We start from the raw sequence: 22010 nt of genomic DNA, 5'->3' as shown, positions 1-22010 counted from the left end.
GTCGTCTCATCTCTACGCAGGGCGCTCCACCGGGCGCCGCGACCAGAGGAGAACGCGTGACCGAAGTGATGCAGTCGACCGAGGGGCCCCAGGTCGACGAGGACACCCCTCTGCAGCTCCTCGCCCCCGACGGCAGCCGCGTCGCCGACGCGCGCAACGCGCCCTACCGGGCCCGCGTCGCCGACCTCGACGCCGACGCCCTGCGCGGCCTGCTGCGGGACATGGTCCTGGTCCGCGCCTTCGACACCGAGGCGACAAGCCTGCAGCGCCAGGGCGAGCTCGCCCTGTACGCCCCGCTGCTCGGGCAGGAGGCCGCCCAGATCGGTTCCGGTCGCGCGATGGCGCCCCAGGACATGGTCTTCCCCTCCTACCGCGAGCACGGCGTGGCCTACACCCGCGGCGTCGACCTGCCTCACGTGCTGCAGCTCTTCCGCGGCATCGACCACGGCGGCTGGGACTCGCAGGCCCACAATTTCCACCTGTACACGTTGGTCATCGGCTCGCACGCGCTGCACGCCACCGGCTACGCCATGGGCGTCCAGCGCGACGGGCTCGTCGGGACCGGTGACCCGGCCACCGACACCGCCGTCGTCGCCTACTTCGGCGACGGCGCCACCTCCCAGGGGGACGTGAGCGAGGCCCTCGGCTTCGCGGCCGTCAACAACGCCCCGGTCGTGCTGTTCTGCCAGAACAACCAGTGGGCCATCTCGGTGCCCACCGCCAAGCAGTCGCGCGTGCCGATCTACCGCCGCGGCGCCGGCTTCGGGGTACCGAGCATCCGGGTGGACGGCAACGACGTGCTCGCCGTCTACGCCGCGACCCAGGAGGCCCTCGAGCGGGCCCGCACCGGCGGCGGCCCGACCTTCATCGAGGCTGTCACCTACCGGATGGGTGCGCACACCACCTCTGACGACCCCACCCGCTACCGCACCGCCGAGGAGGAGCAGCACTGGCGCGACCGCGACCCGATCGACCGGATGCGCGCCTACCTCGTCGCGGAGGGCCTGTGGGACGACGCCGCGCAGGCTGAGCTCGACGCCGAGGCAGCCGCCCTCGGCGAGCGCGTGCGGACCTACGTCAAGGGACTGGGCCGGCCTGCGGCGTCGTCCATGTTCGACCATGTCTACGCGACCGACCACTCCCTCGTGACCCGCGAGAGCGCCTGGTTCGCCGACTACGAGGCGTCCTTCGCCGAGACCCAGGGAGGCCACCGATGACCGCCGCACCCACCTCGTCCGCCACCGCCGCACCCACCGCGCCCGCTGGCCCGACGACGCTGCCCTTCGCCAAGGCGATCAACGCCGGCCTGCGCGCGGCCCTGGCCGCCGACCCGAAGGTCCTGCTCATGGGGGAGGACATCGGCCCGCTCGGCGGCGTCTTCCGCGTCACCGACGCGCTGCAGGCCGAGTTCGGCGAGGACCGCGTCGTGGACACCCCGCTCGCAGAGTCGGGGATCATCGGGACCGCGATCGGCCTCGCGCTGCGCGGCTACCGGCCGGTCTGCGAGATCCAGTTCGACGGCTTCATCTTCCCGGGCTTCGACCAGATCACCACCCAGCTGGCCAAGATGCACTACCGCTCGCGCGGGCGCCTCACGCTGCCCGTGGTCATCCGCGTGCCCTACGGCGGTGGGATCGGGGCGGTCGAGCACCACTCCGAGAGCCCCGAGGTGCTCTTCGCCCACACCCCCGGGCTGCGCGTCGTCTCGCCCGGCTCGGCCCAGGACGCCTTCACGATGATCCAGGAGGCCATCGCGAGCCCCGACCCGGTGCTCTTCTTCGAGCCCAAGGGCCGCTACTGGGAGAAGGGCGCGGTGGACCTCAGTGCCGGTCCCTACGCCGCAGGAGCCCGGGATGCCGCAGCCCCGGCCGCTGACCCGAACAGCTTCTCGACCCTCAACACGGCCGTCGTCGCCCGCCCGGGCACCGACCTCACGCTGGTGGCCTACGGGCCCACCGTGGCGACCGCGCTCAAGGTCGCCGAGGCCGCTGCCTCGGAGGGGACGAGCATCGAGGTCGTCGACCTGCGCTCGATCTCCCCGATCGACACCGAGACGGTCATCGCCTCGGTGCGCAAGACCCACCGCTGCGTCGTGGTCCACGAGGCGCCGACCTTCCTCGGCTCCGGCGCGGAGATCGCCGCCGCCGTCACCGAGGCCTGCTTCTACGACCTCGAGGCACCGGTCCTGCGCGTGGGCGGCTTCCACACCCCCTACCCCGTGGCCAAGATCGAGCACGAGTACCTGCCTGGCCTGGACCGCGTGCTCGACGCCGTGGACCGTTCGCTGGCATTCTGACCAGGTCACGGCCCTGCCGGGCCGCCTGACCTGATCGCCGGCGTCCGCGCCGCACCGTCGAGGGTCCCAGCCGGGATCGACGACACTTGACCTGACAGACCGGCCCCGCGAGGGGCTCAGCACCGCGCTTCACCTACCTGCACTGCCGAAGGAGCCCCATGCCCACCTTTGAGCGCTTCACCATGCCGGACGCCGGCGAAGGCCTCACCGAGGCGGACATCGTCACCTGGCACGTGGCCGTGGGTGACCCGGTCACGGTCAACCAGACGATCGTCGAGATCGAGACCGCGAAGTCTCTCGTCGAGCTGCCGTCCCCGTTCACCGGGGTGGTCGCCGAGATCCTCACCGTCGAGGGGACGACCGTGGAGGTGGGGCAGCCGATCATCGTCATCGACACCGACCCCACCGGCACCGCTGGACCCGCGGACTCCGGCTCCGCCGGTGCTGCGGCTGCTGCTGGTGCGCCTGTCGCTGCGGCGTCGGACGTGGCAGGGGTTCAGGGCGGGTCGTCGAGCGAGGCGGCCGAGGGGGAGAGCGGCGCGGTGCTCGTCGGCTACGGCGTCGCGACCGCCGGGACCACCCGCCGCGCCCGCCGGGCGAGCGAGCCGGCGGCGTCTGCTGCGCCCGTCGCCTCAGCCGCGCCCGCTGTGCCTGCTGCGCCGGCCCGGCCGGACGCCGTCCGGCAGCAGGGGGCTCCGGCGCCTGCCGTCTCCGCACCGATCCCTCCCGCTGTGGCCGCTGCCGGGCTGACCGCACCGGCCGCGCCCGCCGGGCGCCCCGCCTCGGTCGTGCCCGCGCTCGCGCACCCGGTGCAGTCCGTCACGCAGGTCGCCCCGCGCCCGGGGACCCTCGCCGTCCGCGCCAAGCCCCCCGTCCGCAAGCTCGCCCGGGACATGGGAGTCGACCTCTCCAGCGTCCACGCGACCGGCCCGGGAGGGATCGTGACCCGGGAAGACGTCCTCGCCTACAGCGCGCAGGCGCAGCCCCGGAACCTCGCCACCTACGTCGACGACGACGCGCCGTGGCTGGCCACCGGTCAGGTGTCCTCCGACGGACGCCAGACCCGCGTGCCGGTCAAGAGCGTGCGCAAGCGCACCGCGGAAGCCATGGTCGCGAGCGCCTTCACAGCCCCGCACGTCACGGTCTTCCACACGGTCGACGTCACCAAGACCATGCGTCTGGTCACCCGCCTGCGCGAGGACCGTGAGTTCTCCGACGTCCGCGTGACGCCGCTGCTCATCACGGCCAAGGCGCTGCTGCTCGCGGTGAACCGTCACCCGGAGATCAACGCCAGCTGGGACGAGACCGCCCAGGAGATCGTCTACAAGCACTACGTCAACCTCGGGATCGCGGCGTCGACCCCGCGCGGTCTCGTGGTGCCCAACATCAAGGACGCCCACCGCCTCGGCCTCAAGGGCCTGGCCCAGGGCATCGCCGACCTCACCGCGACCGCGCGGGCAGGCCGCACGAGCCCGGCGGACATGGCTGACGGGACGATCACCATCACCAACGTCGGCGTCTTCGGGATCGACACCGGCACCCCGATCCTCAACCCTGGCGAGGCCGCGATCCTGGCCTTCGGCGCGATCCGTGAGCAGCCGTGGGTGCACAAGGGCAAGATCAAGAAGCGCTTCGTCACCCAGCTCGCGCTGAGCTTCGACCACCGCCTGGTCGACGGCGCCCTCGGCTCCCGCCTGCTGTCCGACGTCGCCGCCGTCCTGGAGGAGCCCTCCCAGGCCCTCGTCTGGAGCTGACCCGCTCACCGTCTGTAGCGGTGCTCACCGCGGCACCGACCCAGGGACGGTCAGTGCCGCGGTGTGTACACAGGGTCAATGACGATCTGGGCCAGGGGGCGTCGGGGGTGATGCTGGGCTGGTCTTCGAGGGTGGGTTGACCAGCACGTTCTCCGGAGAGTCCTTCTCGTCAGGGGTCCTCTGATCCCAGTCCGGCTTACGCATGGCGTAGAAGAGGAGCGGTGGTCCGCCGAGGACGATGACCACTGCGGCCACCACGAAGGGGTAGGCACCCGAAGGTAGGCCCGTGAACCCCTCAGGTGGGACGAAGGCGAGGATGAAAGCCACGGCGCACGCGACGAATCCCAGTCCCGCGACAAATCGCATCGCGGGTGTCCGGTAGGTCCGCACCACGTCCGGCTTGGAGCTTCGGAGGCGGATGGCTGCGGCGAACATCATCATGTACATGATCAGGTAGAGCGCGGCGGCCATGTCGATGAGGGCGATGAAGGCCGTGTTGATGTTCGGGATGACGATGAACATCAGTGCGAGGACCGACACCACGATCCCCTGGACTCCGAGGATCCCCACCTGGACGCCCGCAGCATTGCGCTTCTGGAGGGCAGGTGGCAGCAGGCCTGTCCGAGCGGCCGCGAGCAGCCCTCGTGACGGACCGGCGATCCACGTGACGACCGATGCGAAGGCGCCCAGGGCGATGAGCGCTGAGATCGCAGTGAGCGCCCAAGGCAGATCCCACTTGTCGAAGAAGACCTCGAAGGCGAGGTTGATGCCGTTGGTCAGCCCTAGCTCCTTCTTGGGGACTGCGACTGCCATGGCGATCGTGGGAAGGATGAAGACGACGAGGATGAGGACCGTGGCGATGGCGATCGACCGGGGGAAGCTCTTGCCCGGGTTCTTCAGGTCGTTCGCGTGGACTGCGTTGACCTCCATCCCGGCATAGGCGAGGACGTTGGAGACGACGAGGACGATGGAGGCGATCCCTGTCCACGGGGGGATGACGGCGGAGGCCTCGAGAGACGTCTCTGACTTCTCCCCGGTCGCGAGCCAGATCGCACCGAGCACGATCAGCAGGATGGCGGGGAACAGGGTTCCCAGGACACCGCTCCATGAACCGACCTTGGCGAAGAGGTTGCCGCCCCTGAGCGTGATGAGCGTCGATCCCCAGTAGAGGACAAGAATGACCACTGCCGTGTAGAGCCCGTTGTCAGCGAGCCCTTGGTTGCCGATGGCGAACGACAGGCTGGCAGCGATGAAAGCAATTTGTGTCGGGTACCAGACGACGTTCTGGATCCACTGGAGCCAGATGGCTGCGAAACCGAGCCGGTTGCCGAAGGCTTCCCTGACCCAGGTGTAGACACCGCCCTTCCACCCGGTGGCGAGCTCTGCGGCGACGAGCGCGGTCGGCACGAGGAAAACGATCGCCGGGATGACGAAGAGGGTGATGGACCCGAGGCCGTAGGTGCCCATCGCGGGCAGGGAACGCAATGATGCGACGGTGACGACCGTAAGCATTGCGAGCTGAAAGACCGACAGGAACGCCGTGGCAGACGCGGCGGGTGCTCCGATCGCGGGACCTGTGTGGTTTGGGTCTTTGCCGTATGGATGCGGGGGGACAGGGGTACCACTGGGTGCCTGAGTTCCATCTGCTCGGGTGACGGATCCAGATCGCGGGCTGCTCGCTCGTGATGGGCCGCCCTGTGAGTTCGTTGACATCGTTGCCCCCTCAGTGGTGGAAGCCGGGGTGCTGGTTCTCGACGGGCATGGGCCCAGACAGGGCCTCGAGATAGGAGACCTCCGCGTTGAGGTCCTCGATCAGCGCACGGGCCAGGTCGATGCTCAGACCGTTTCGCACGACGATGCGCTGGACCGTGAGCTCCTCGAGGTCCGCGGGCATCGGGTAGGCAGGGACCAGCCATCCCTTGAGGCGGAGGCGATCTGAGAGGTGGTACAAGTTCCAGTTGGTGTCGCCGCCCTGCTTGAGACTCCATGCGAAGACGGGGATATCGCTTCCGTCGTTCCACAGGTCGAACTGCGGCATCTTTGCGATCTCGCCCGAGAGGTAGAGGGCAACGTCCTGCGACGCCTTCTGCACCTTGTGGTAGCCGTCGAACCCTAGGCGCAGGAACAAGTAGTACTGCAGCAGCACCTGGGCGCCGGGGCGAGAGAAGTTGAGCGCGAACGTCGGCATGTCTCCGCCGAGATAGCTCACGCGGAAGATCAGGTCGTCAGGGAGCGACTCGACGTCGCGCCACACAGCCCACCCCAGACCGGGGTACACCAGCCCGTACTTGTGCCCCGAGGTGTTGATCGAGGCAACCCGCGGGACTCGAAAGTCCCACTCGAGGTCTGGCTGGAGGAACGGTGCGATCATGCCACCGGACGCGCCGTCCACGTGGATCGGGATGTCAAGCCCCGTCGACTCCTGGATGCGGTCGAGCGCGGCGGAGATCTCTTTCACCGGCTCGTACATCCCGGTGTAGGTGACTCCGAGGATCGCGACGACCCCGATCGTGTTCTCGTCGACGTAGTTCTCGAGCTGGAAGCCGTCGAGCACCTTGTGGTCGAGGGAAATGGGAACGTAGCGGGCCTCGACGTCCCAGTAGTTGCAGAACTTCTCCCAGCAGACCTGGACTGCGCTCGACAGCACCAGGTTGGGCTTGTCCGTGGACTTGCCAGCCGACCGACGCGCGTGCTGCCACCGACGCTTGAGGGCGAGGCCGCCCAGCATGGCTGCCTCAGACGATCCGATGGTCGAGGTGCCGATCGTGTTCGCCGGGTCTGGAGCGTGCCACAGGCCCGCCAGCATCTTCCAGCAGCGAGTTTCGATCGCTGCCGTCGCGGGGTACTCGTCCTTGTCGATCATGTTCTTGTCCACGGTCTCCGCGTACAGCTTCTGTGCGTGCGGGTCCATCCACGTCCCGACGAACGTTGCGAGGTTCAGCCGGGCGTTGCCATCGAGCATCGCCTCGTCATGAACGATCTGGTAGGCGGTCTCCGGTAGAGACTCCCCGGACGGAAGTGTGTTGCGGGGAAGCTCGGTCGCCTCTCCCGGCCGGGAGAAGAGCGGGTTGAGCGAGACGACGTCGCGGTCCTCGGACTCTGCGCCGCGGGCTGATCCAGGCATGGTTTCTCCTCGTTGTCATGACAGGGCTTGGTGTCGACTGTCGAAGGGGATGGTGCGATGGGCCGCAGCGGACACAGGGCAGTCAGGAACGCTTGCTGCCCTGACGTGGCGCTCGCGGCTCCCGAGTCAGGGCGAGTGCAGCGTGCTCACAGAGCGGGCCCCTCGGGTCGAGTGGAAGGCGCTCGTCCGTCAGGAAGGAACGAGCGGGGCGCCTCCAAGCTGCAGCGGTCATGGGGGGCTGTGGAGGCGGGCGGGCGTCGGATCGATCGAGGTGTTCTGACGGATGTCCATGACCTCCTCCTCTCGCATGCCGTGATCTTTACCGTGACAGGTGTCATTCGACTCGGCAATCGGTAAATCGAGACAAATCGCGTTGTTCGAGGTGAGGCGGTACATGCAGGTCGAGTGAAATAGCGAGGATGCGGCTTGGCTGACCTATGTCTGACTTGGTGTGCGAGAGTGTGTCAAGGGACCTGGACTCGGTCGCCGACGGCGAGCTGGTGGTGCTCGGCCCCGGTGCCCAGGGCGCCGGGACGCAGGAACCGGTTGATCATCTCGTGGCCGATGTCGTTGAGCGGGGCATCGTGGACGGCGATGGTCTGACGCGGTCGGACCGCGCGCACCCAGTCGACAAGACCGGTGACACCGGTCCACGGCGAGTACAGCGGCGTCAGCAGGGTGTCGACCGCGACCGGCGGAACGGTGTAGGCGTCTCCGGGGTGGAACAGCGTGCCGTCGACGAGGAAGCCGACGTTGCGCACCCGGGGGATGTCCGGGTGGATCACCTCGTGCCACTCCCCGAGGGCGGTGATCGAGAAGCCGCCCACGTCGAAGCCGTCCCCGTGCCCGACGACGAGCACCCGGCCCCCGTGCGACCCGAGCGTGTCGGCGACGGCCGGGTTGGTCCAAACGGTCAGGTCCGGGTCGTCGTGCAGGGCGTCGTTGAGGAGGTCGGGCTGGAAGTGGTCGGCGTGCTCGTGCGTGATGAGCACCGCGGTCGCGCCGTCGAGGGCGTCGGGGGAGGTGTAGGAGCCCGGGTCGATGACCAGGCGGACACCGTCCTTGGTCAGCGTGACGCAGGCGTGCCCATGCTTGGTCAGCTCCATGGCAAGACTCCTCAGGATCGCGCGGCGAGTCCTGTTCACGGTACGCCCGCCCCCCGAACCAGGCACCGCCAACGCCCCCCACCCCAGGCGCCAAGCGCCCCTCCGCCGCCCGCCCTCCTCCTCTCCCTCCTCACCCATCTCAGACGACGAACGGGGCGTGCTCTCGACGATGAAGCGTGCGGTTGAAAGCACGCTGTGTCGTCGAGAGCACGCCCCGTCGGAAGAGGGGCCGAGCCGAGCAGGGCCTGAGGGGAAGGGCCCTGCTCAGCCCGGAGTCAGGAGGTGGCGCCGGCCAGCTCGGGGGCGGCACCGGCCCGCGCGGGGGTGGCCTCCACCGGACGGTCCGCGTCGAGCTTCTTGTACGCGGCCAGGTCGGTGTAGAGCTCGTCCTTCAGCGGGTTCTTCTTGAACTTGATGATCCGGTACGCCTGGTACACGGCCACGGCGATGTTGGCGGCGAGGGAGATCGCGCTCACCAGGAACAGGGCCGTGGTGTTGTGCGAGGAGTCCACGGCGAACTTCGAGCTGGTGACGAAGGCCGGGAAGGCCATGGTGAACATCATCCAGAAGGCCAGGGTGTGCGCACGGTGCTGCAGCCAGGCCCCCTTGCGGAGGAAGAAGGCGGGGATGGTGCAGGAGACGAGCAGTGCGGCACCGGCGTAGAAGGAGTGGTCACCGACGCAGTTGTAGACGTAGGCGAAGTTCCACAGGTCGTACGCGATGATCCAGAACCACAGCATGTCCGGCCAGATCATGTCCCGCTTCTTGTCGCGGGTGATGTAGATGCCGGCCCAGCCGCAGATGGTGACGAGGTTGAGGATGCCGGCGATGCCGTTCATGATGTTCCACGATCCGCCGACCATCATGACGCCGTCGACGAGGCCGTGCATGCTCGAGACCTGGAAGTCACGGATGACTGCCTCGAGGATGTTCAGGGCGAGGATCGCGGCGGGGAAGGCCAGCGCGATCTTGTTCTTCTGCAGGCGCGGGATGTAGCGCAGCGCCATGAAGCCGAGGCAGCCGGCGAGGGCTGAGTAGACCTTGACCCAGTGGAACCACGTGCCGGTGGAGGACCCGGGCCCGGCGGTGTTGGGCCACACGAAGATCGTGAGCATGAGGGGCAGCGCCACGAACAGGCACAGACCCGCCCACTTGCTGGCACGGGCGATCTCGTTGGCCAGCATGAGTGCGGCCACGACGGCGAACCACATGAGCGCCGAGTACCACGGGATGGATTCGAACAAGAACATCAGTGTCTCCTAGGACAGGACGTCAGGAAGGGGGGAAGGGGGTGGGGCGATGGTCTAGGCGGGCGCCGCTCCGGTCTCCTCGGCGCGGTCCAGCCGCAGGGTCTGCCGGACGATCGAGACCAGGCGGTCGTCGTCGACGGTCGGGACCGCGCGGATGAGCCCGACGAGCCCGTAGATCAGCACCGAGAAGGTCTCGTAGACGTTCTCGATCTCGATCCGGTGCCGGCGGGCGTAAGCCTCGACCGTCGTCGTGCGGAAGCAGTCGACGACCGCCTCGACGGCTCGGTCGAGGAAGCGGTGGTACAGACGGGTGTCGTCGATGCGCGGGACGTCGGCCCCGGGTCCGGCGAGGCTGCGGAACAGGGCGATGCAGTCCGTCAGCGCCTGCTCGATGTTGCCGGTCTCGCGGGCGGCGTCCCAGGCCCGGATGCGGTCGACCATCTCGTCGATGTACTCGGCGAGCACCGCGTCCACGAGGGAGTCCTTGTCGGCGACGTAGTGGTAGACGAGGCCGCGCGTGACGCCGACCCGGGCCGCCACGTCGGAGATCGACGTCTTGTTGATCCCCCGCTCGGCGAAGAGCTCGCGGGCGGCGGCGAGGATCTCGCTGCGCCGCTCGTCCGGCGCCTTGACCGTGCGGCCCGTCGCGCTCGCCGTGCCCGACGCCGCGCTCGACGCCGCGGGGACGGCTGCGGCGTCGGCGGTGCTCGACGTCGTGCCTTCCGGGCGGGTGCTCGGTGTCGCCATGGTGGGCTCCTTGTGGGGTGGCGTTCTGCTTATGTCACCAGAGTAGGAGCCATTGACATACCGTCAATGGGACTTTGGTCGTATCTCTCAGGCCACGTCGAGGCCCACAACCTCGCGGTTGCCAGTGAACCCCAGGCGCCGGTAGTACGTCGCCGCGTCGGCGACGTCGACGGCGCCGGGCATGGTCTCCACCCGCAGGAATCCTTGGTCGGCGAGCAGGCCGCTGCGCAGGAAGACGAACTCCCCGGGCGTGAAGTCCCGGTAGCGAGGGGTCACATAGTCGAGCGCGATCTGCGCGAGCCCGTCCCCGGCGTCGTGCAGGAGGACGAGACCGACCGTCTCGTCCTCGTGGAGGATGAGGTACCCCCGCTCGAAGGGCGTGCTCTCGGCGCTGAAGCTGGGGTTGACCGCGGCGATGTCAGCGGCGTGCACGCGGAGCAGGTAGCGCAGGTACTCCTCGCCCGGGTCCGCGGGGAGCACCGTGTACTGCGCGGGCTGGTGCCGGGAGAGCAGCAGCTTGCGCAGGTGATAGACGTTGATGACGGCGAGACCGACATTGAGGCCCATCATCGGCCACACCCCGGCGAGGGTGTTGAAGACGATGAGGATGACGCAGCCCACGAGGTTGATGACCCGCAGCCGCACGATGCGGGTCTGCAGCAGGGACCAGACGAGGATCGCAGAACCGATCCAGCCGACGAGGTCGAGGAGACTCATGACGGTGTCCTTCGGGTCACGACGCCGGGCGCCGGGCTCGGCGACGATGCCGAGAGGGTGACCCTATGGCATCGGGGACGGGGGCGCTCCTGGCGGCGGGCCCACCGTCGTCCTCGCGCCCGCCCGATGCCGACGTGCGCAGAGTTAACGGTCGATTAACCCGCCGACGCCGCCCCCGAAACACGGCCTCCCTAGCCTCCTGCTAGAGCCCGAGCCGCGGGCCGCGATCGAATGAGGCCGCAATGACTGTTCCCACATCGCACGACCTCGAGGCATCCGGTGCGCCGGCGAAGACCGCTGCTCCCACCGCTCCGCCCGCCACTCCGCCAGCCCGGGGCGGGCGGTGGATCGACCACTGGGACCCCGAGGACCCGACGTTCTGGCGCGACGGCGGCCGCGCGGTGGCCAACCGCAACCTGTGGATCTCGGTCCTGGCGGAGTTCCTCGGCTTCGCGGTCTGGGCGACCTGGAGCATCGTCGTCCCCCAGCTCGGCAACGCGGGGTTCGTGCTCACCGTCGACCAGCAGTTCTGGCTCATCGCGGTACCCAGCCTGGTCGGGGCGACGTTGCGGATCCCCTACACCTTCGCCGTGCCGCTCTTCGGCGGGCGCAACTGGACGATCATCTCCGCGCTGCTGCTGCTGGCGCCCACCGGCGCGCTCGCCTGGGCCGTGCAGCGCCCGGACACCCCCTTCGGCGTGCTGCTCGTCATCGCGATGCTCGCCGGCGTCGGCGGCGGCAACTTCGCCTCCTCGATGGCCAACATCTCGTTCTTCTTCCCCGAGAAGGAGAAGGGGCGCGCACTCGGCCTCAACGCCGCCGGCGGCAATCTCGGCACCGCAGCGGTGCAGTTCGCCGTCCCGCTCGTCATCGTCTCGGGTGCGGGCATCGCCCTCGAGCGCGCCGGGCTCATGTTCATCCCGTTCATCGTGCTCGCAGCGTTCCTCGCGTGGCGGTACATGGACAACCTCACCAGCGCCCGCGCCGACTACCGCTCCTTCGCCGCGGCCACCGGCAACCGGCACACGTGGATCATCTCCTTCCTGTACATCGGCACCTTCGGCTCCTTCATCGGCTACGCCGGTGTCTTCCCGACCCTGCTGAAAGGGCAGTTCCCCGAGGTCACGCTGTCCATCGCCTTCCTCGGTGCGCTGGTGGGCTCCCTGGCCCGCCCTCTCGGCGGCATCCTCGCCGACAAGATCGGCGGGGCACGCGTGACGACCACGGCCTTCCTGGTCATGTCCGTGGGGGCGGTGGGCGCCATCCAGGCCCTCGGCTCCCACAGCTTTCCGCTCTTCCTTGCGTCCTTCCTGCTGCTCTTCGTGGCCACCGGGGTCGGCAACGGCGCGACGTACCGGATGATCCCGGCCGTCTTCCAGGCCGGTGTCGCGCGCGACGAAGACCGCGCCCGGGCGCGCAAGTCCGCGGCCGGCTGCATCGGCATCGCAGGCGCGATCGGCGCCTTCGGTGGCTTCCTCATCCCTCGTGGCTTCGCCCTCTCCACCACCCACGCGGGAAGCCTCGTCCCGGCGCTGTGGGTCTTCATCGGCGTCTACCTCGTCATGGCACTGACCACCTGGGCCGTCTACCAGCGCCGCGGCTCGGCCATGGCCGCGTCCTCGATCTGACATGACAGCCACCCACTGCCCCTACTGCGCGCTCCAGTGCGCCATGTCGCTGCACCCTGCGCCCGACCCTGCGCCGGACCCTGCGCCCGACGCCGTGCCCGACGCCGTGCTCGCCGCGCCGCCCGGGGGGTCGGCGTCCGTCGTCGTGCAGGGGCGGGACTTCCCGACCAACAAGGGCGGGCTGTGCCAGAAGGGGTGGACGAGCGCGAGCCTGCTGGGGGTGGGAGACCGGCTCACCACCCCGCTCGTGCGCGGCGCCGACGGCGAGCTGCACGCGGCGAGCTGGGACGACGCCCTCGACCTCGTCGCCGAGCGGGCGACGGCCATCGCGGCCGCGCACGGCCGGGACTCGGTCGCCGTCTTCGGCGGTGGCGGGCTGACCAACGAGAAGGCCTACGCCCTCGGCAAGTTCGCCCGGACCGTGCTGCGCACCGCGAACATCGACTACAACGGCCGGTTCTGCATGGCCAGTGCCGCAGCTGGCGCCAACCGGGCCTTCGGTCTGGATCGCGGCCTGCCGTTCCCGCTCGCCGACCTCGGCGGAGCGCAGGCCGTCCTGCTGCTCGGCTCCAACCTCGCCGAGACCATGCCGCCGTCCCTGCAGCACCTCACCGGTGCCCGCGGACGTGGCGGCCTGGTCGTCGTCGACCCCCGGCGCAGCGCGACCGCGGCGCTCACCGCCGACGGCGCCGGGGTGCACCTGCAGCCCGTCCCGGGCACCGACCTCGCCGTGCTCCTCGCGCTGCTGCACGTGGTGTGGGCCGAAGGGCTCGGCGACGCCGACTACCTCGCAGCCCGCACCACCGGGGCCGACGCCGTCCGCCGGTCGGTCGCTCCGTGGTGGCCCGAGCGCGCCGAGCAGGTGTGCGGGATCGACGCCGAGCAGCTGCGCCGGGTCGCCCGGCTGCTGGCCGCGGCGAGCCCGGCGGGCGGCGGCTCAGGCGCCTACATCCTCACCGGCCGTGGGGTCGAGCAGTCCACCCAGGGCACGGCGACCGTCACCGCCGCGATCAACCTCGCGCTCGCCCTCGGCCTGCCTGGGCGGGTGGGCTCGGGCTACGGCGCGGTGACCGGGCAGGGCAACGGGCAGGGCGGGCGCGAGCACGGGCAGAAGGCCGACCAGCTGCCCGGGTACCGCAAGATCGACGACCCGGCCGCCCGCGAGCACGTCGCCCGGGTGTGGGGGGTGGACCCGGCGTCCCTCCCCGGGCCGGGTCTGCCCGCCGTCGAGCTGTTGCGCCGCCTCGGCGCACCGGCTGGCCCGGATGCACCGGCTGGGCCGAAGATGCTCTTCGTGCACGGCTCCAACCTCGTGGTCAGCGCTCCGAACTCCACGATGGTCACCGCGAACTTGCAGGCCCTGGACTTCCTCGTGGTGTGCGACTTCGTCCCGTCGGAGACTGCGCGGCTCGCGGACGTGGTGCTGCCGGTCACCCAGTGGGCCGAGGAGGAGGGCACCATGACCTCTCTCGAGGGACGGGTCCTGCGTCGGCGCCAGGCGGTCGCCGCCCCGCCGGGGGTGCGCTCCGAGCTTGCCATCTTGGCTGATCTCGCCGCGCGCCTGCGCTCACCGGTGCACTTCGGCACCGATCCCGCGGAGGTCTTCGACGAGCTCGCCCGGGCGAGCGCCGGCGGGCCGGCCGACTACTCCGGGCTCAGTCATGCCCGTCTGGACGCCGAGCCCATCCCGGGACTGTTCTGGCCGTGCCCCGCGGTTCCGGCCGAGACGGGCGCACCGCACCCCGGAACCCCGCGGACCTTCCTCGACACCTTCCCCACCGCCGACGGGCGGGCCCGGATGATCGCCGTCGACCACGTCGGTCCGAGCGACGACCTGCGCCCGGACGCCCCGCTCTACCTCATCACCGGACGGGTGCTCCAGCACTACCAGTCCGGGGCGCAGACCCGCCGGGTGGAGGAGCTCGCCGCAGCCCAGCCGGGGCCGTTCGTGGAGATCCACCCCGTGCTCGCCCTCACCCTCGGGATCGAGGACGACGCACCCGTCCGCCTCGCGACCGCCCGCGGGGCGATCGTCGCCCCGGCCCGGCTGACCACGTCCGTGCGCCAGGACACCGTCTTCATGCCCTTCCACTGGTCCGGTGCGGGCAGCGTCAACCGGATCACGACCGACGCCACCGATCCGATCTCCGGCATGCCGGAGTTCAAGGTGTGCGCGGTCGACGTCAGCCTCGCCGGGACCGTGCTGGCCCCGGCTCTGCCCACGAGCGTGGAGGTCCTGCGATGACCGACAGCACCGCCTTGGCCCGCCCCCCTCGGACCCGGGTCGTGGTCGTGGGCAACGGCATGGTCGGCTCCCGCTTCGTCGACGACCTCCTCGCCCGTGACGGCCCCGGTCCCGGGCCGGAGGCCCGCTTCGAGGTGACGGTGCTCGGCGCGGAGGCCTACGAGCCCTACAACAGGGTGCTCCTCAGCGAGGTGGTCGCTGGCAAGGTGGAGGTCGCCTCGCTCGCTCTGCCCGCGCTCGTCCACCCTCGGGCGACCGTGCACCGGGGCACCGCCGCCGCGCGCATCGACCGCGCGCGCCGCGTGGTGCACGCCGCGGACGGCTCGGTCCACCCCTACGACGCTCTCGTGCTGGCCACCGGGTCGAGCGCCCGCATCCCGGCGATCACCGGGCTCCCCAGCCTCGCTGGGCCCGCCAGCCACACCGGCGCGGCCTGCGCCGCCGGTTCCGGCGAGCCTGACCCCGAGAAACCCGCGCTGCCCCGCGGGGTGCACGCCCTGCGCACCCTCGACGACGCCCGGGAGATCGTCGCCGCCTCCGTCAACGCCCGCCGCGCCGTCGTCATCGGCGCGGGGGTGCTCGGACTCGAGGTGGCGTGCGGGCTGGCACGGCGCGGTCTCGCGGTCAGCGTCGTCCACGGCGGTCCCTCCCTCATGGACCGTCAGCTCGACCCAGACGCGGGGGCCGTTGCCGCCGCGACGCTCACCCGGCTGGGCGTCGCCGTGCGTCTCGCCGCCCGCACCACCGAGATCCACACGACCGATGGGCACCTCGCCAGCCTGCGCGTGACCCAGCCCGACGGCGAGCACCACCTGCCCGTCGACCTCCTCGTGCTCGCCTGCGGCACCATCCCCGAGACCCACCTGGCGGCTGATGCCGGCCTGCCCGTGGACCGCGGGATCGTCGTCGACGACGTTCTGTGCAGCCCCGGGGACCGGCGAATCTTCGCGATCGGTGACTGCGCCCAGCCCCCCGAGGGTGGGACTGGGCTCATCGCCCAGGGCTGGGACCAGTCCCGGCGCCTCGCCGACCACCTCGCAGCGAGCGCGGCCCGGACGGTCGACGCACCCGGGGCCCCGCGGGTCCGGCTCGGCGGCGTCCAGCTGGACCCGGGCCGGGCCAGCATGGCGCTGCGGCTGAGCATGCACGTCGTCACCCGGGCGGCGGTCGGCCCGTTGGTGGACAGCCCGTCGTCGGGCACCGCGCTGGCCAGCGCCCAGCCCGCACTCGAAGCGCCCCGCGGGACGGACGTCGTGCGCCTCAAGGCCGCCGGCCTGGACGTGGTGACCATGGGGGTGTGCGGGGCGCGGCGCGCCCTCGACCCCTCGCACCGCACCGTGCGGCTGTCCGACCCGAGCGCCGGGCGGCACGTCGAGGTCGTCGTGGCCGGTGGGGTCGTGGTCGGGGCGACGTGCGTGGGTGCACCGCAGATCGGCGCGGACCTCACCGCCGCGTACACCCGGCGCACGCCGGTGCCAGCGGACCCGGCCTACCTGCTGCTCCAACCGGTCGCCTCGGCGACGACGACGGCGTCGGACCCCACCCACATGCCCGACCGGACGACCGTGTGCCGCTGCAACTCCGTGACCAAGGCCGCCATCGTCGAGGCGTGGCACGGCGGAGCGCGGTCGGTCGCGGACGTGGCTGCCGCCACCCGGGCCACCACCGGGTGCGGGGGGTGCACGGACGTGGTGTGCGGACTCGTGGACTGGCTGGGCGCCACCGCGCTCACGACCGTCCCCGCCGCGCCGTAGAACGTAACGACAGAGAAACCCGGGAGGTACCGGACAGAAATCTGGGCGACCTACCGTCGGTGACATGACTCAGACACCCCCGCCCAGCAAGCACGTGGTCATCGTCGGCGGCGGTATGGTCGCGCAGCGTCTGGTGGAGGCGTTGCGTGCACGGGACACCGCAGGCGCCTGGCGGGTCACGGTCTTCGCCGAGGAACCGCGGTCCCCCTACGACCGGGTGGCTCTCACCTCGTACTTCTCCGCACGTGACCCCGAGGAGCTCTCCCTCGGCGACCCAGCCCTGTGGGACGACCCTCAGGTCACCCTGCTCAAGGACTGCGCGATCGACTCGATCGACCGGGCCGCTCAGCAGGTCACCGACCGCCTCGGCCGGGTATGGGACTACGACGAGCTCGTGCTGGCCACCGGGTCGGACGCGGCTGTGCCGCCGATCCCGGGCGCGGACCTGCCCGGCGTCTTCGTCTACCGCACGATCGACGACGTCGCAGCGCTGCGCGGCTGGGTCGAGGAGCGGCGGAAGTCTGGTCGGCCCGTGCGCGGCGCGGTGATCGGGGGTGGCCTCCTCGGCCTCGAGGCCGCGGGCGCGCTCAAGGCCCTCGAGGTCCAGGCCACCGTCATCCAGTCCGGCACGCACCTCATGAACGCCCAGATCGACCTCGGCGGCGGCGAGGCGCTCAAGCGCCTCATCAACGCCATGGGTATCGCGGTGCGGGTGAGCACCGGCACCAAGGAGATCCGACCCTCCCGCCGGTCCGGCCACGTGGGTCGCCTCGACTTCACCGACGGGGGGCGCCTCGACGTCGACGTCGTGGTCCTGGCCACGGGCGTGCGCCCCCGCGACGAGCTGGCACGCGTGGCGGGGCTGCCCGTCGGAGAGCGCGGCGGCGCCGTCGTCGACCTCGCCTGCCACACCGAGGACCCCACCATCTGGGCGGTCGGCGAGGTCGCGTGCATCGAGGGCCGGTGCATCGGGCTGGTGGCCCCCGGCTACGCGATGGCCGAGGTGGTCGCGGACCGCCTGCTCGGCGGCGAGGCGACGTTCCCGGGCGCGGACACCGCGACCAAGCTCAAGCTGCAGGGTGTGGACGTTGCCAGCTTCGGCGATGCCTTCGCCGTCACCCCCGGTGCCATGGAGCTCGTCTACGCCGACCCGGTCGCCGGCGTCTACAAGAAGCTCGTGCTCTCCGACGACGCGCGCACCCTCCTCGGTGGCGTGTTCGTCGGTGACGCCTCCGCCTTCGCCGGGCTGCGCCCGCTCACCGGGCGCGAGCTCACCGGCGACCCCGGCGCCTACCTGCTCCCGGAAGGGTCCGCCCCCGCTCCCGGCGCCGACCTGCCGGACGACGCGAACGTCTGCTCCTGCAACAACGTCACCGCCGGAACCGTCCGCGGCGCGGTCACCGAGCACGGTTGCACCGACCTCCCCGCCGTCAAGGCGTGCACCAAGGCCGGGACGAGCTGCGGGTCCTGCCTGCCGCTGGTGAAGAAGATCGTGACGTCCGAGCTGGAGAAGTCGGGGGTGACGGTGAGCAAGGCACTCTGTGAGCACTTCGACCTCTCCCGCGCGCAACTCTTCGACGCCGTGCGGGTCACCGGGCTGCGGACCTTCTCCGAGATCATCGCCCGGCACGGGCGCGGTGGGCGTGGCTGCGACATCTGCAAGCCGGTCATCGCCAACATCCTCGGCTCGACCGGCCCCGAGCACGTCCTGGCCGGCGAGATGGCTGCGCTGCAGGACACGAACGACCACGTCATGGCGAACATGCAGAAGGACGGCTCCTACTCCGTGGTGCCCCGGATCGCCGGCGGGGAGATCACCCCCGAGGGGCTCATCGCGATCGGCTCGGTCGCCCAGGAGTTCGGGCTGTACACGAAGATCACCGGTGGTCAGCGGATCGACATGTTCGGGGCGCGGATGGACCAGCTGCCGGCGATCTGGACCAGGCTCGTCGACGCCGGCTTCGAGTCCGGCCAGGCCTACGGAAAGTCGCTGCGCACCGTGAAGTCGTGCGTGGGGTCGACCTGGTGCCGGTTCGGGGTGCAGGACTCCGTCGGCCTGGCGATCGAGCTGGAGAACCGGTACCGCGGGCTGCGGTCCCCGCACAAGTTCAAGCTCGGGGTCTCTGGCTGTGCCCGGGAGTGCGCCGAGGCCCGCGGCAAGGACGTCGGCGTCATCGCGACGGACAAGGGCTGGAACATGTACGTCGGCGGCAACGGCGGCTTCACCCCGCGTCACGCCCAGCTGCTCGCCGAGGACCTGGACACCGAGGCCCTCGTGCGAACCATCGACCGGTACCTCATGTACTACATCCGCACGGCCGACCGCCTGCAGCGCACCGCGCCGTGGATGGAAGAGGTCGAGGGCGGCCTCGAGGGAGTGCGGCAGGTGATCATGGAGGACTCCCTGGGCATCTGCGCCGACCTCGATGCGGCGATGGCTGCGCACGTGGACACCTATCAGGACGAGTGGAAGGCCACCCTCGACGACCCGGAGAAGCTGCGCCGGTTCGGGTCCTTCATCAACGCCCCCGAGGAGACCGACAGGTCCTTCGCCTACGTCGCCGAGCGCGGCCAGGCCCGCCCGGCGACCCTGGCCGAGCGTGAGAGCGGCGCCGTCCTCATCGCAGGAACCACTCTGGAGGTCCGTTCATGACGCTCGACGCCGCATCCCACGCCCTGCCCGACGCCGCCCTGCCCGCCGCCACGCTGCTCGCCTCCGGCGAGCCCTGGCTGCCGGTCTGCGCACTGACGGACCTCGCCCCCGAGCGCGGCGCGGTCGCCCTCGTCGACGGCGTCCAGGTGGCCGTCTTCCGCCTCGCCGACGACACGGTGCACGCCGTGCAGCAGCTCGACCCGTTCAGCGGTGCGTACGTCATGGCCCGCGGGATCGTGGGGACCCGCGGTGACGCACCGACGGTGGCCTCGCCGATGTACAAGCAGGTCTTCGACCTGCGCACGGGCCGGTGCCTGGAGACGGTGGGCCGCGAGCCCGAGCACCTGAGCACGTGGCCGGTGCGGGTCGCGGACGGCACGGTCTACGTGGACCGCAGCACCCGGTCCAGGTAGTCGTTCCTGAACACCCCAGCCGGGTCCAGCGTCTCGGCCAGCTGGGCAAAGTCACCGAGCCGCGGGTAGAGCTCGGCCAGGCGCGCGGCGTCGGTCGTGAAGAGCTTGCCCCAGTGCGGGCGCGCGTCGAAGGGCGCGAGCGCCTCCTCGATGACCGGCAGCAGCGCCTCGACCTCGGCCTGGAGCGGCAACCAGGTGAAGTGCAGCCCGACGGCGTCGTACTGACCGGCGGGGCTCAGCCACAGGCCGTCCGAGGCCATGGTGCGGATCTCGGTGATCTGCAGCAGCGGGACGATGCGCTCGCGCAGCCCGCGCAGGGCCTCGATCGCGGCCACGGCGTGCTCGCGCGGAACGAGGTACTCGCTCTGCAGCTCGGCCCCGTTGCTCGGGGTGAACTCCATCTTGAAGTGCGGCAGGCGCACATGGCTCGGCCCGCCGACCCCGAGCTGGTCGGTGCAGCTCACCGCGGAGATGCCCGGCAGCGGGTGCAGCGCGGTGGTCGCGCGCCGCGCCCCGAAGAAGTCGTCCTGGTAGGCGAGCGCACCGCCCTCCCCGAGCGGGCCCTCCCCGAGCGCGTCCATCCGGCTCTTGAGCCACACCTGGTCAGGTCCGCCCTCGTTCCAGCGCGTGAACACGCTCACCGAGTACGCCGCCCCGGTGATCTCGTCGAGGTGCTGGGCGAGGCTCTCCCACGGCAGGTCCTGGAACACGTCCTGGCGCACGTCGAAGGCCGGTTCGACGGCGAGGGTGACGTGAGTGATGATGCCCAGCGCACCCAGGTGCACCACGGCCGCATCGAAGGGCACGGGCCCGTCCTGCCCGCGCCGCAGCTCGAGCAGCTCACCGGTCCCGGTCACCAGCTCCAGCCCGACGACGGCGCCGCCCAGCCCGCGGTTCGTGTCGCCCGAGCCATGGGTCGCGGTCGCGATGGCTCCGGCGACCGAGATGTGCGGCAGGGAGGCGAGGTTGTGCACGGCCAGGCCGAGGGGCAGCAGCGCCGCGGCGAGGTCGCCGTACCGCGTGCCCGCGCTCGCCCGGACCGTCGTCACCCCGTCCTCGCCGGTCTGCAGCTGCAGGTGACCGTCGGCGACCGGGTCCAGGCCGGCGAGGCTGACCAGCAACCCGTCGGTGTCGGCGAGGTCGTTGAAGCAGTGCCGGGTGCCCAGGGCTCGCACCCGGGACGGCGCGCTGGCCGCCGCCCGGACGAGCTCCTGCACCTCGGCGACCGTCCTCGGGGAGGCCACCGCGTCAGCGGAGTAGGCGAGGTTCCCCGCCCAGTTGGTTCCTGCGGGTTGCGTCGTCACGGACTGCGTCACGTCTGTCATCACCAGTTCTGTGCTGTGGAACCGCCGGGCCCGGGCGGGTCGACCAGACCTTCGGTCTGACGTCGCTCCTGCTCACCGGCACGGTTGCGGGCGTCGAGGTCAGCCTGGCGCTGCTCCTCGGGGGTCAGCGGCTGCTCGCCGCCTGCGGACGGGTCGGAGGGGTCGGACGGGTCGGTGGGCGGCTGCTCGCCGCCCTCCGGCGGCGGGTCCTGCTCGCCCTCGCCCCCACCGCCCTGCGGCGGTGGCGGGTTCTCCAACGCCTCGCGCTTCTCCCGCGCGATCGTCTCCTTCTCCACGTTGCGCGCGGCTGCCTCGGCGTCGTCCGGGCAGCCGTTGCGCACCCGGATCGCGTTGGACTCGCGGTAGAGGGCTTCCGCCTCGAGGTACGTCGCGATGGCGAGGTCCTTGGTCGCCTCGGGGTCCGGTGCGCTGCCGTCGGTGGGGACGTCAGGACCGAGGGCGTCCAGGGCGATCTGCTCCCGCTTCATCCGGTCGACGTACCCGTCGGCCAGGGCGTGGGTCTCGTCGGCCTTGAGCTCGTGGGCGACGGCGAGGTTCACCTGGACCGCGCACATCGGGGCGAGCTCGCCCGCGGGCAGCGTGGACATGTCCGACGGCGGGGCCGGAGCCAGGCGCTGGGCGGTGAACAGCGTCGCGATCGCAGCGTCGAGCTGGTTGTCGGCCAGCTGGGCGGTGCCCTCGTTGAAGTGCACCTTCCACGCCTCGGCGACGTTCCACGTCTGCAGCAGGTGATAGGAGCTCTGCGCGCCGGTGAAGTCGCCCTCGGCGTACTTGTCCTCGGCCGAGCTGGCGATGATGGGGACGGAGAGAGCCTTCCAGATCACCACGAGAGCGGCCAGGATCAGCGGCAGGGACCACAGCAGCATCCGACGTCGCCGCGCCAGGCGCTCCCCGCGGGCGCGCGCCACCTGGTCGAACTCGTAGATCCGACGACGCTCGGCGGCCTGCTGCTCGAGCTGGGCGCGGCGGGCCGCCCA

Annotated in this window: 15 protein-coding genes and 1 pseudogene; 8 read left to right on the top strand and 8 right to left on the bottom strand. The window is 70.8% G+C overall.

Annotation, left to right across the window (positions count from 1 at the left end; translation table 11 throughout):
* Positions 1-68 precede the first annotated feature (68 nt).
* The 3 genes from pdhA to SS2_RS01130 all read left to right on the top strand — a co-directional run bounded on the left by pdhA (position 69) and on the right by SS2_RS01130 (position 4050).
* Positions 69-1217 (top strand): pyruvate dehydrogenase (acetyl-transferring) E1 component subunit alpha, encoded by a 1149-nt coding sequence (gene pdhA, locus SS2_RS01140; protein ID WP_066460577.1) that lies wholly within the window; start codon positions 69-71, stop codon positions 1215-1217.
* Entirely contained in the window at positions 1214-2296 is a 1083-nt protein-coding gene (locus SS2_RS01135; RefSeq protein ID WP_066460554.1) for an alpha-ketoacid dehydrogenase subunit beta, read from the top strand. The genes pdhA and SS2_RS01135 overlap by 4 nt, the downstream gene beginning before the upstream one ends.
* A 158-nt stretch (positions 2297-2454) precedes the next feature.
* Positions 2455-4050, top strand: coding sequence for a dihydrolipoamide acetyltransferase family protein (locus SS2_RS01130; protein ID WP_066460552.1), 1596 nt, complete (start codon positions 2455-2457; stop codon positions 4048-4050).
* A 75-nt stretch (positions 4051-4125) separates the two neighbouring features.
* Here the strand turns inward: SS2_RS01130 and gadC are convergent, their stop codons facing one another.
* The 6 genes from gadC to SS2_RS01100 form a co-directional block, all read right to left on the bottom strand.
* Positions 4126-5763: a glutamate/gamma-aminobutyrate antiporter GadC gene (gene gadC / locus SS2_RS01125; protein WP_083941487.1), complete on the bottom strand. Its 1638-nt coding sequence runs from the start codon at positions 5761-5763 to the stop codon at positions 4126-4128.
* Between the two features lie 10 nt (positions 5764-5773).
* The gene (gene gad / locus SS2_RS01120) at positions 5774-7174 is read right to left on the bottom strand and encodes a glutamate decarboxylase (RefSeq protein WP_066460551.1); all 1401 of its coding nucleotides are present in this window, start codon (positions 7172-7174) and stop codon (positions 5774-5776) included.
* A gap of 464 nt (positions 7175-7638) precedes the next feature.
* Positions 7639-8280, bottom strand: a complete 642-nt coding sequence (locus tag SS2_RS01115) for an MBL fold metallo-hydrolase (RefSeq protein ID WP_066460548.1) — start codon at positions 8278-8280, stop codon at positions 7639-7641.
* Between the two features lie 275 nt (positions 8281-8555).
* Positions 8556-9530: a DUF5692 family protein gene (locus SS2_RS01110; protein WP_066460546.1), complete on the bottom strand. Its 975-nt coding sequence runs from the start codon at positions 9528-9530 to the stop codon at positions 8556-8558.
* 54 nt (positions 9531-9584) lie between these two features.
* Positions 9585-10277 (bottom strand): TetR/AcrR family transcriptional regulator, encoded by a 693-nt coding sequence (locus SS2_RS01105; protein ID WP_066460544.1) that lies wholly within the window; start codon positions 10275-10277, stop codon positions 9585-9587.
* Between the two features lie 87 nt (positions 10278-10364).
* Positions 10365-10994, bottom strand: coding sequence for a hypothetical protein (locus tag SS2_RS01100; protein ID WP_066460542.1), 630 nt, complete (start codon positions 10992-10994; stop codon positions 10365-10367).
* A 242-nt stretch (positions 10995-11236) separates the two neighbouring features.
* Here SS2_RS01100 and SS2_RS01095 point away from each other — a divergent pair, with 242 nt between their 5' ends.
* The 5 genes from SS2_RS01095 to nirD all read left to right on the top strand — a co-directional run bounded on the left by SS2_RS01095 (position 11237) and on the right by nirD (position 19687).
* Positions 11237-12622, top strand: coding sequence for an MFS transporter (locus tag SS2_RS01095; RefSeq protein ID WP_066460540.1), 1386 nt, complete (start codon positions 11237-11239; stop codon positions 12620-12622).
* Position 12623: 1 nt separating this feature from the next.
* Complete coding sequence (locus SS2_RS01090) at positions 12624-14867, top strand: molybdopterin oxidoreductase family protein (protein WP_066460539.1); 2244 nt, start codon at positions 12624-12626, stop codon at positions 14865-14867.
* Entirely contained in the window at positions 14864-16621 is a 1758-nt protein-coding gene (locus SS2_RS01085) for an FAD-dependent oxidoreductase (RefSeq protein WP_066460538.1), read from the top strand. Before SS2_RS01090 ends, SS2_RS01085 begins: the two co-directional genes overlap by 4 nt.
* Before the next feature lie 64 nt (positions 16622-16685).
* Positions 16686-19274 carry a nitrite reductase large subunit NirB gene (gene nirB, locus SS2_RS01080; RefSeq protein ID WP_066460536.1) on the top strand — a complete coding sequence of 863 codons (2589 nt, stop codon included), beginning with the start codon at positions 16686-16688 and terminating at the stop codon, positions 19272-19274.
* A complete protein-coding gene (gene nirD, locus SS2_RS01075; protein ID WP_083941485.1) occupies positions 19271-19687 on the top strand; it encodes a nitrite reductase small subunit NirD in 417 nt (138 codons plus the stop codon). Before nirB ends, nirD begins: the two co-directional genes overlap by 4 nt.
* On the opposite strand, the gene SS2_RS01070 is transcribed toward nirD, so the two are convergent.
* Both SS2_RS01070 and SS2_RS17555 read right to left on the bottom strand, forming a co-directional pair.
* Positions 19657-21012 (bottom strand): D-arabinono-1,4-lactone oxidase, encoded by a 1356-nt coding sequence (locus tag SS2_RS01070; protein WP_066460534.1) that lies wholly within the window; start codon positions 21010-21012, stop codon positions 19657-19659. The genes nirD and SS2_RS01070 overlap by 31 nt on opposite strands.
* Positions 21012-22010, bottom strand: a pseudogene (locus SS2_RS17555) (hypothetical protein); the annotation flags it as partial. The pseudogene SS2_RS17555 and the gene SS2_RS01070, both read right to left, overlap by 1 nt.

The organism is Sanguibacter suarezii NBRC 16159 (assembly GCF_001552735.1).
Taxonomy (GTDB): domain Bacteria; phylum Actinomycetota; class Actinomycetes; order Actinomycetales; family Cellulomonadaceae; genus Sanguibacter; species Sanguibacter suarezii.
Note: the sequence above shows the minus strand (reverse complement) of the source record. Positions and strands in the feature narration are given on the sequence as shown.

What these genes read in the sequence shown, in the direction of transcription:
- pdhA (WP_066460577.1), top strand. Translation starts at nt 69, where the DNA reads ATGCAGTCGACCGAGGGGCCCCAGGTCGACGAGGACACCCCTCTGCAG.
- SS2_RS01135 (WP_066460554.1), top strand. Translation starts at nt 1,214, where the DNA reads ATGACCGCCGCACCCACCTCGTCCGCCACCGCCGCACCCACCGCGCCC.
- SS2_RS01130 (WP_066460552.1), top strand. Translation starts at nt 2,455, where the DNA reads ATGCCCACCTTTGAGCGCTTCACCATGCCGGACGCCGGCGAAGGCCTC.
- gadC (WP_083941487.1), bottom strand. Translation starts at nt 5,763, where the DNA reads ATGTCAACGAACTCACAGGGCGGCCCATCACGAGCGAGCAGCCCGCGA.
- gad (WP_066460551.1), bottom strand. Translation starts at nt 7,174, where the DNA reads ATGCCTGGATCAGCCCGCGGCGCAGAGTCCGAGGACCGCGACGTCGTC.
- SS2_RS01115 (WP_066460548.1), bottom strand. Translation starts at nt 8,280, where the DNA reads ATGGAGCTGACCAAGCATGGGCACGCCTGCGTCACGCTGACCAAGGAC.
- SS2_RS01110 (WP_066460546.1), bottom strand. Translation starts at nt 9,530, where the DNA reads ATGTTCTTGTTCGAATCCATCCCGTGGTACTCGGCGCTCATGTGGTTC.
- SS2_RS01105 (WP_066460544.1), bottom strand. Translation starts at nt 10,277, where the DNA reads ATGGCGACACCGAGCACCCGCCCGGAAGGCACGACGTCGAGCACCGCC.
- SS2_RS01100 (WP_066460542.1), bottom strand. Translation starts at nt 10,994, where the DNA reads ATGAGTCTCCTCGACCTCGTCGGCTGGATCGGTTCTGCGATCCTCGTC.
- SS2_RS01095 (WP_066460540.1), top strand. Translation starts at nt 11,237, where the DNA reads ATGACTGTTCCCACATCGCACGACCTCGAGGCATCCGGTGCGCCGGCG.
- SS2_RS01090 (WP_066460539.1), top strand. Translation starts at nt 12,624, where the DNA reads ATGACAGCCACCCACTGCCCCTACTGCGCGCTCCAGTGCGCCATGTCG.
- SS2_RS01085 (WP_066460538.1), top strand. Translation starts at nt 14,864, where the DNA reads ATGACCGACAGCACCGCCTTGGCCCGCCCCCCTCGGACCCGGGTCGTG.
- nirB (WP_066460536.1), top strand. Translation starts at nt 16,686, where the DNA reads ATGACTCAGACACCCCCGCCCAGCAAGCACGTGGTCATCGTCGGCGGC.
- nirD (WP_083941485.1), top strand. Translation starts at nt 19,271, where the DNA reads ATGACGCTCGACGCCGCATCCCACGCCCTGCCCGACGCCGCCCTGCCC.
- SS2_RS01070 (WP_066460534.1), bottom strand. Translation starts at nt 21,012, where the DNA reads ATGACAGACGTGACGCAGTCCGTGACGACGCAACCCGCAGGAACCAAC.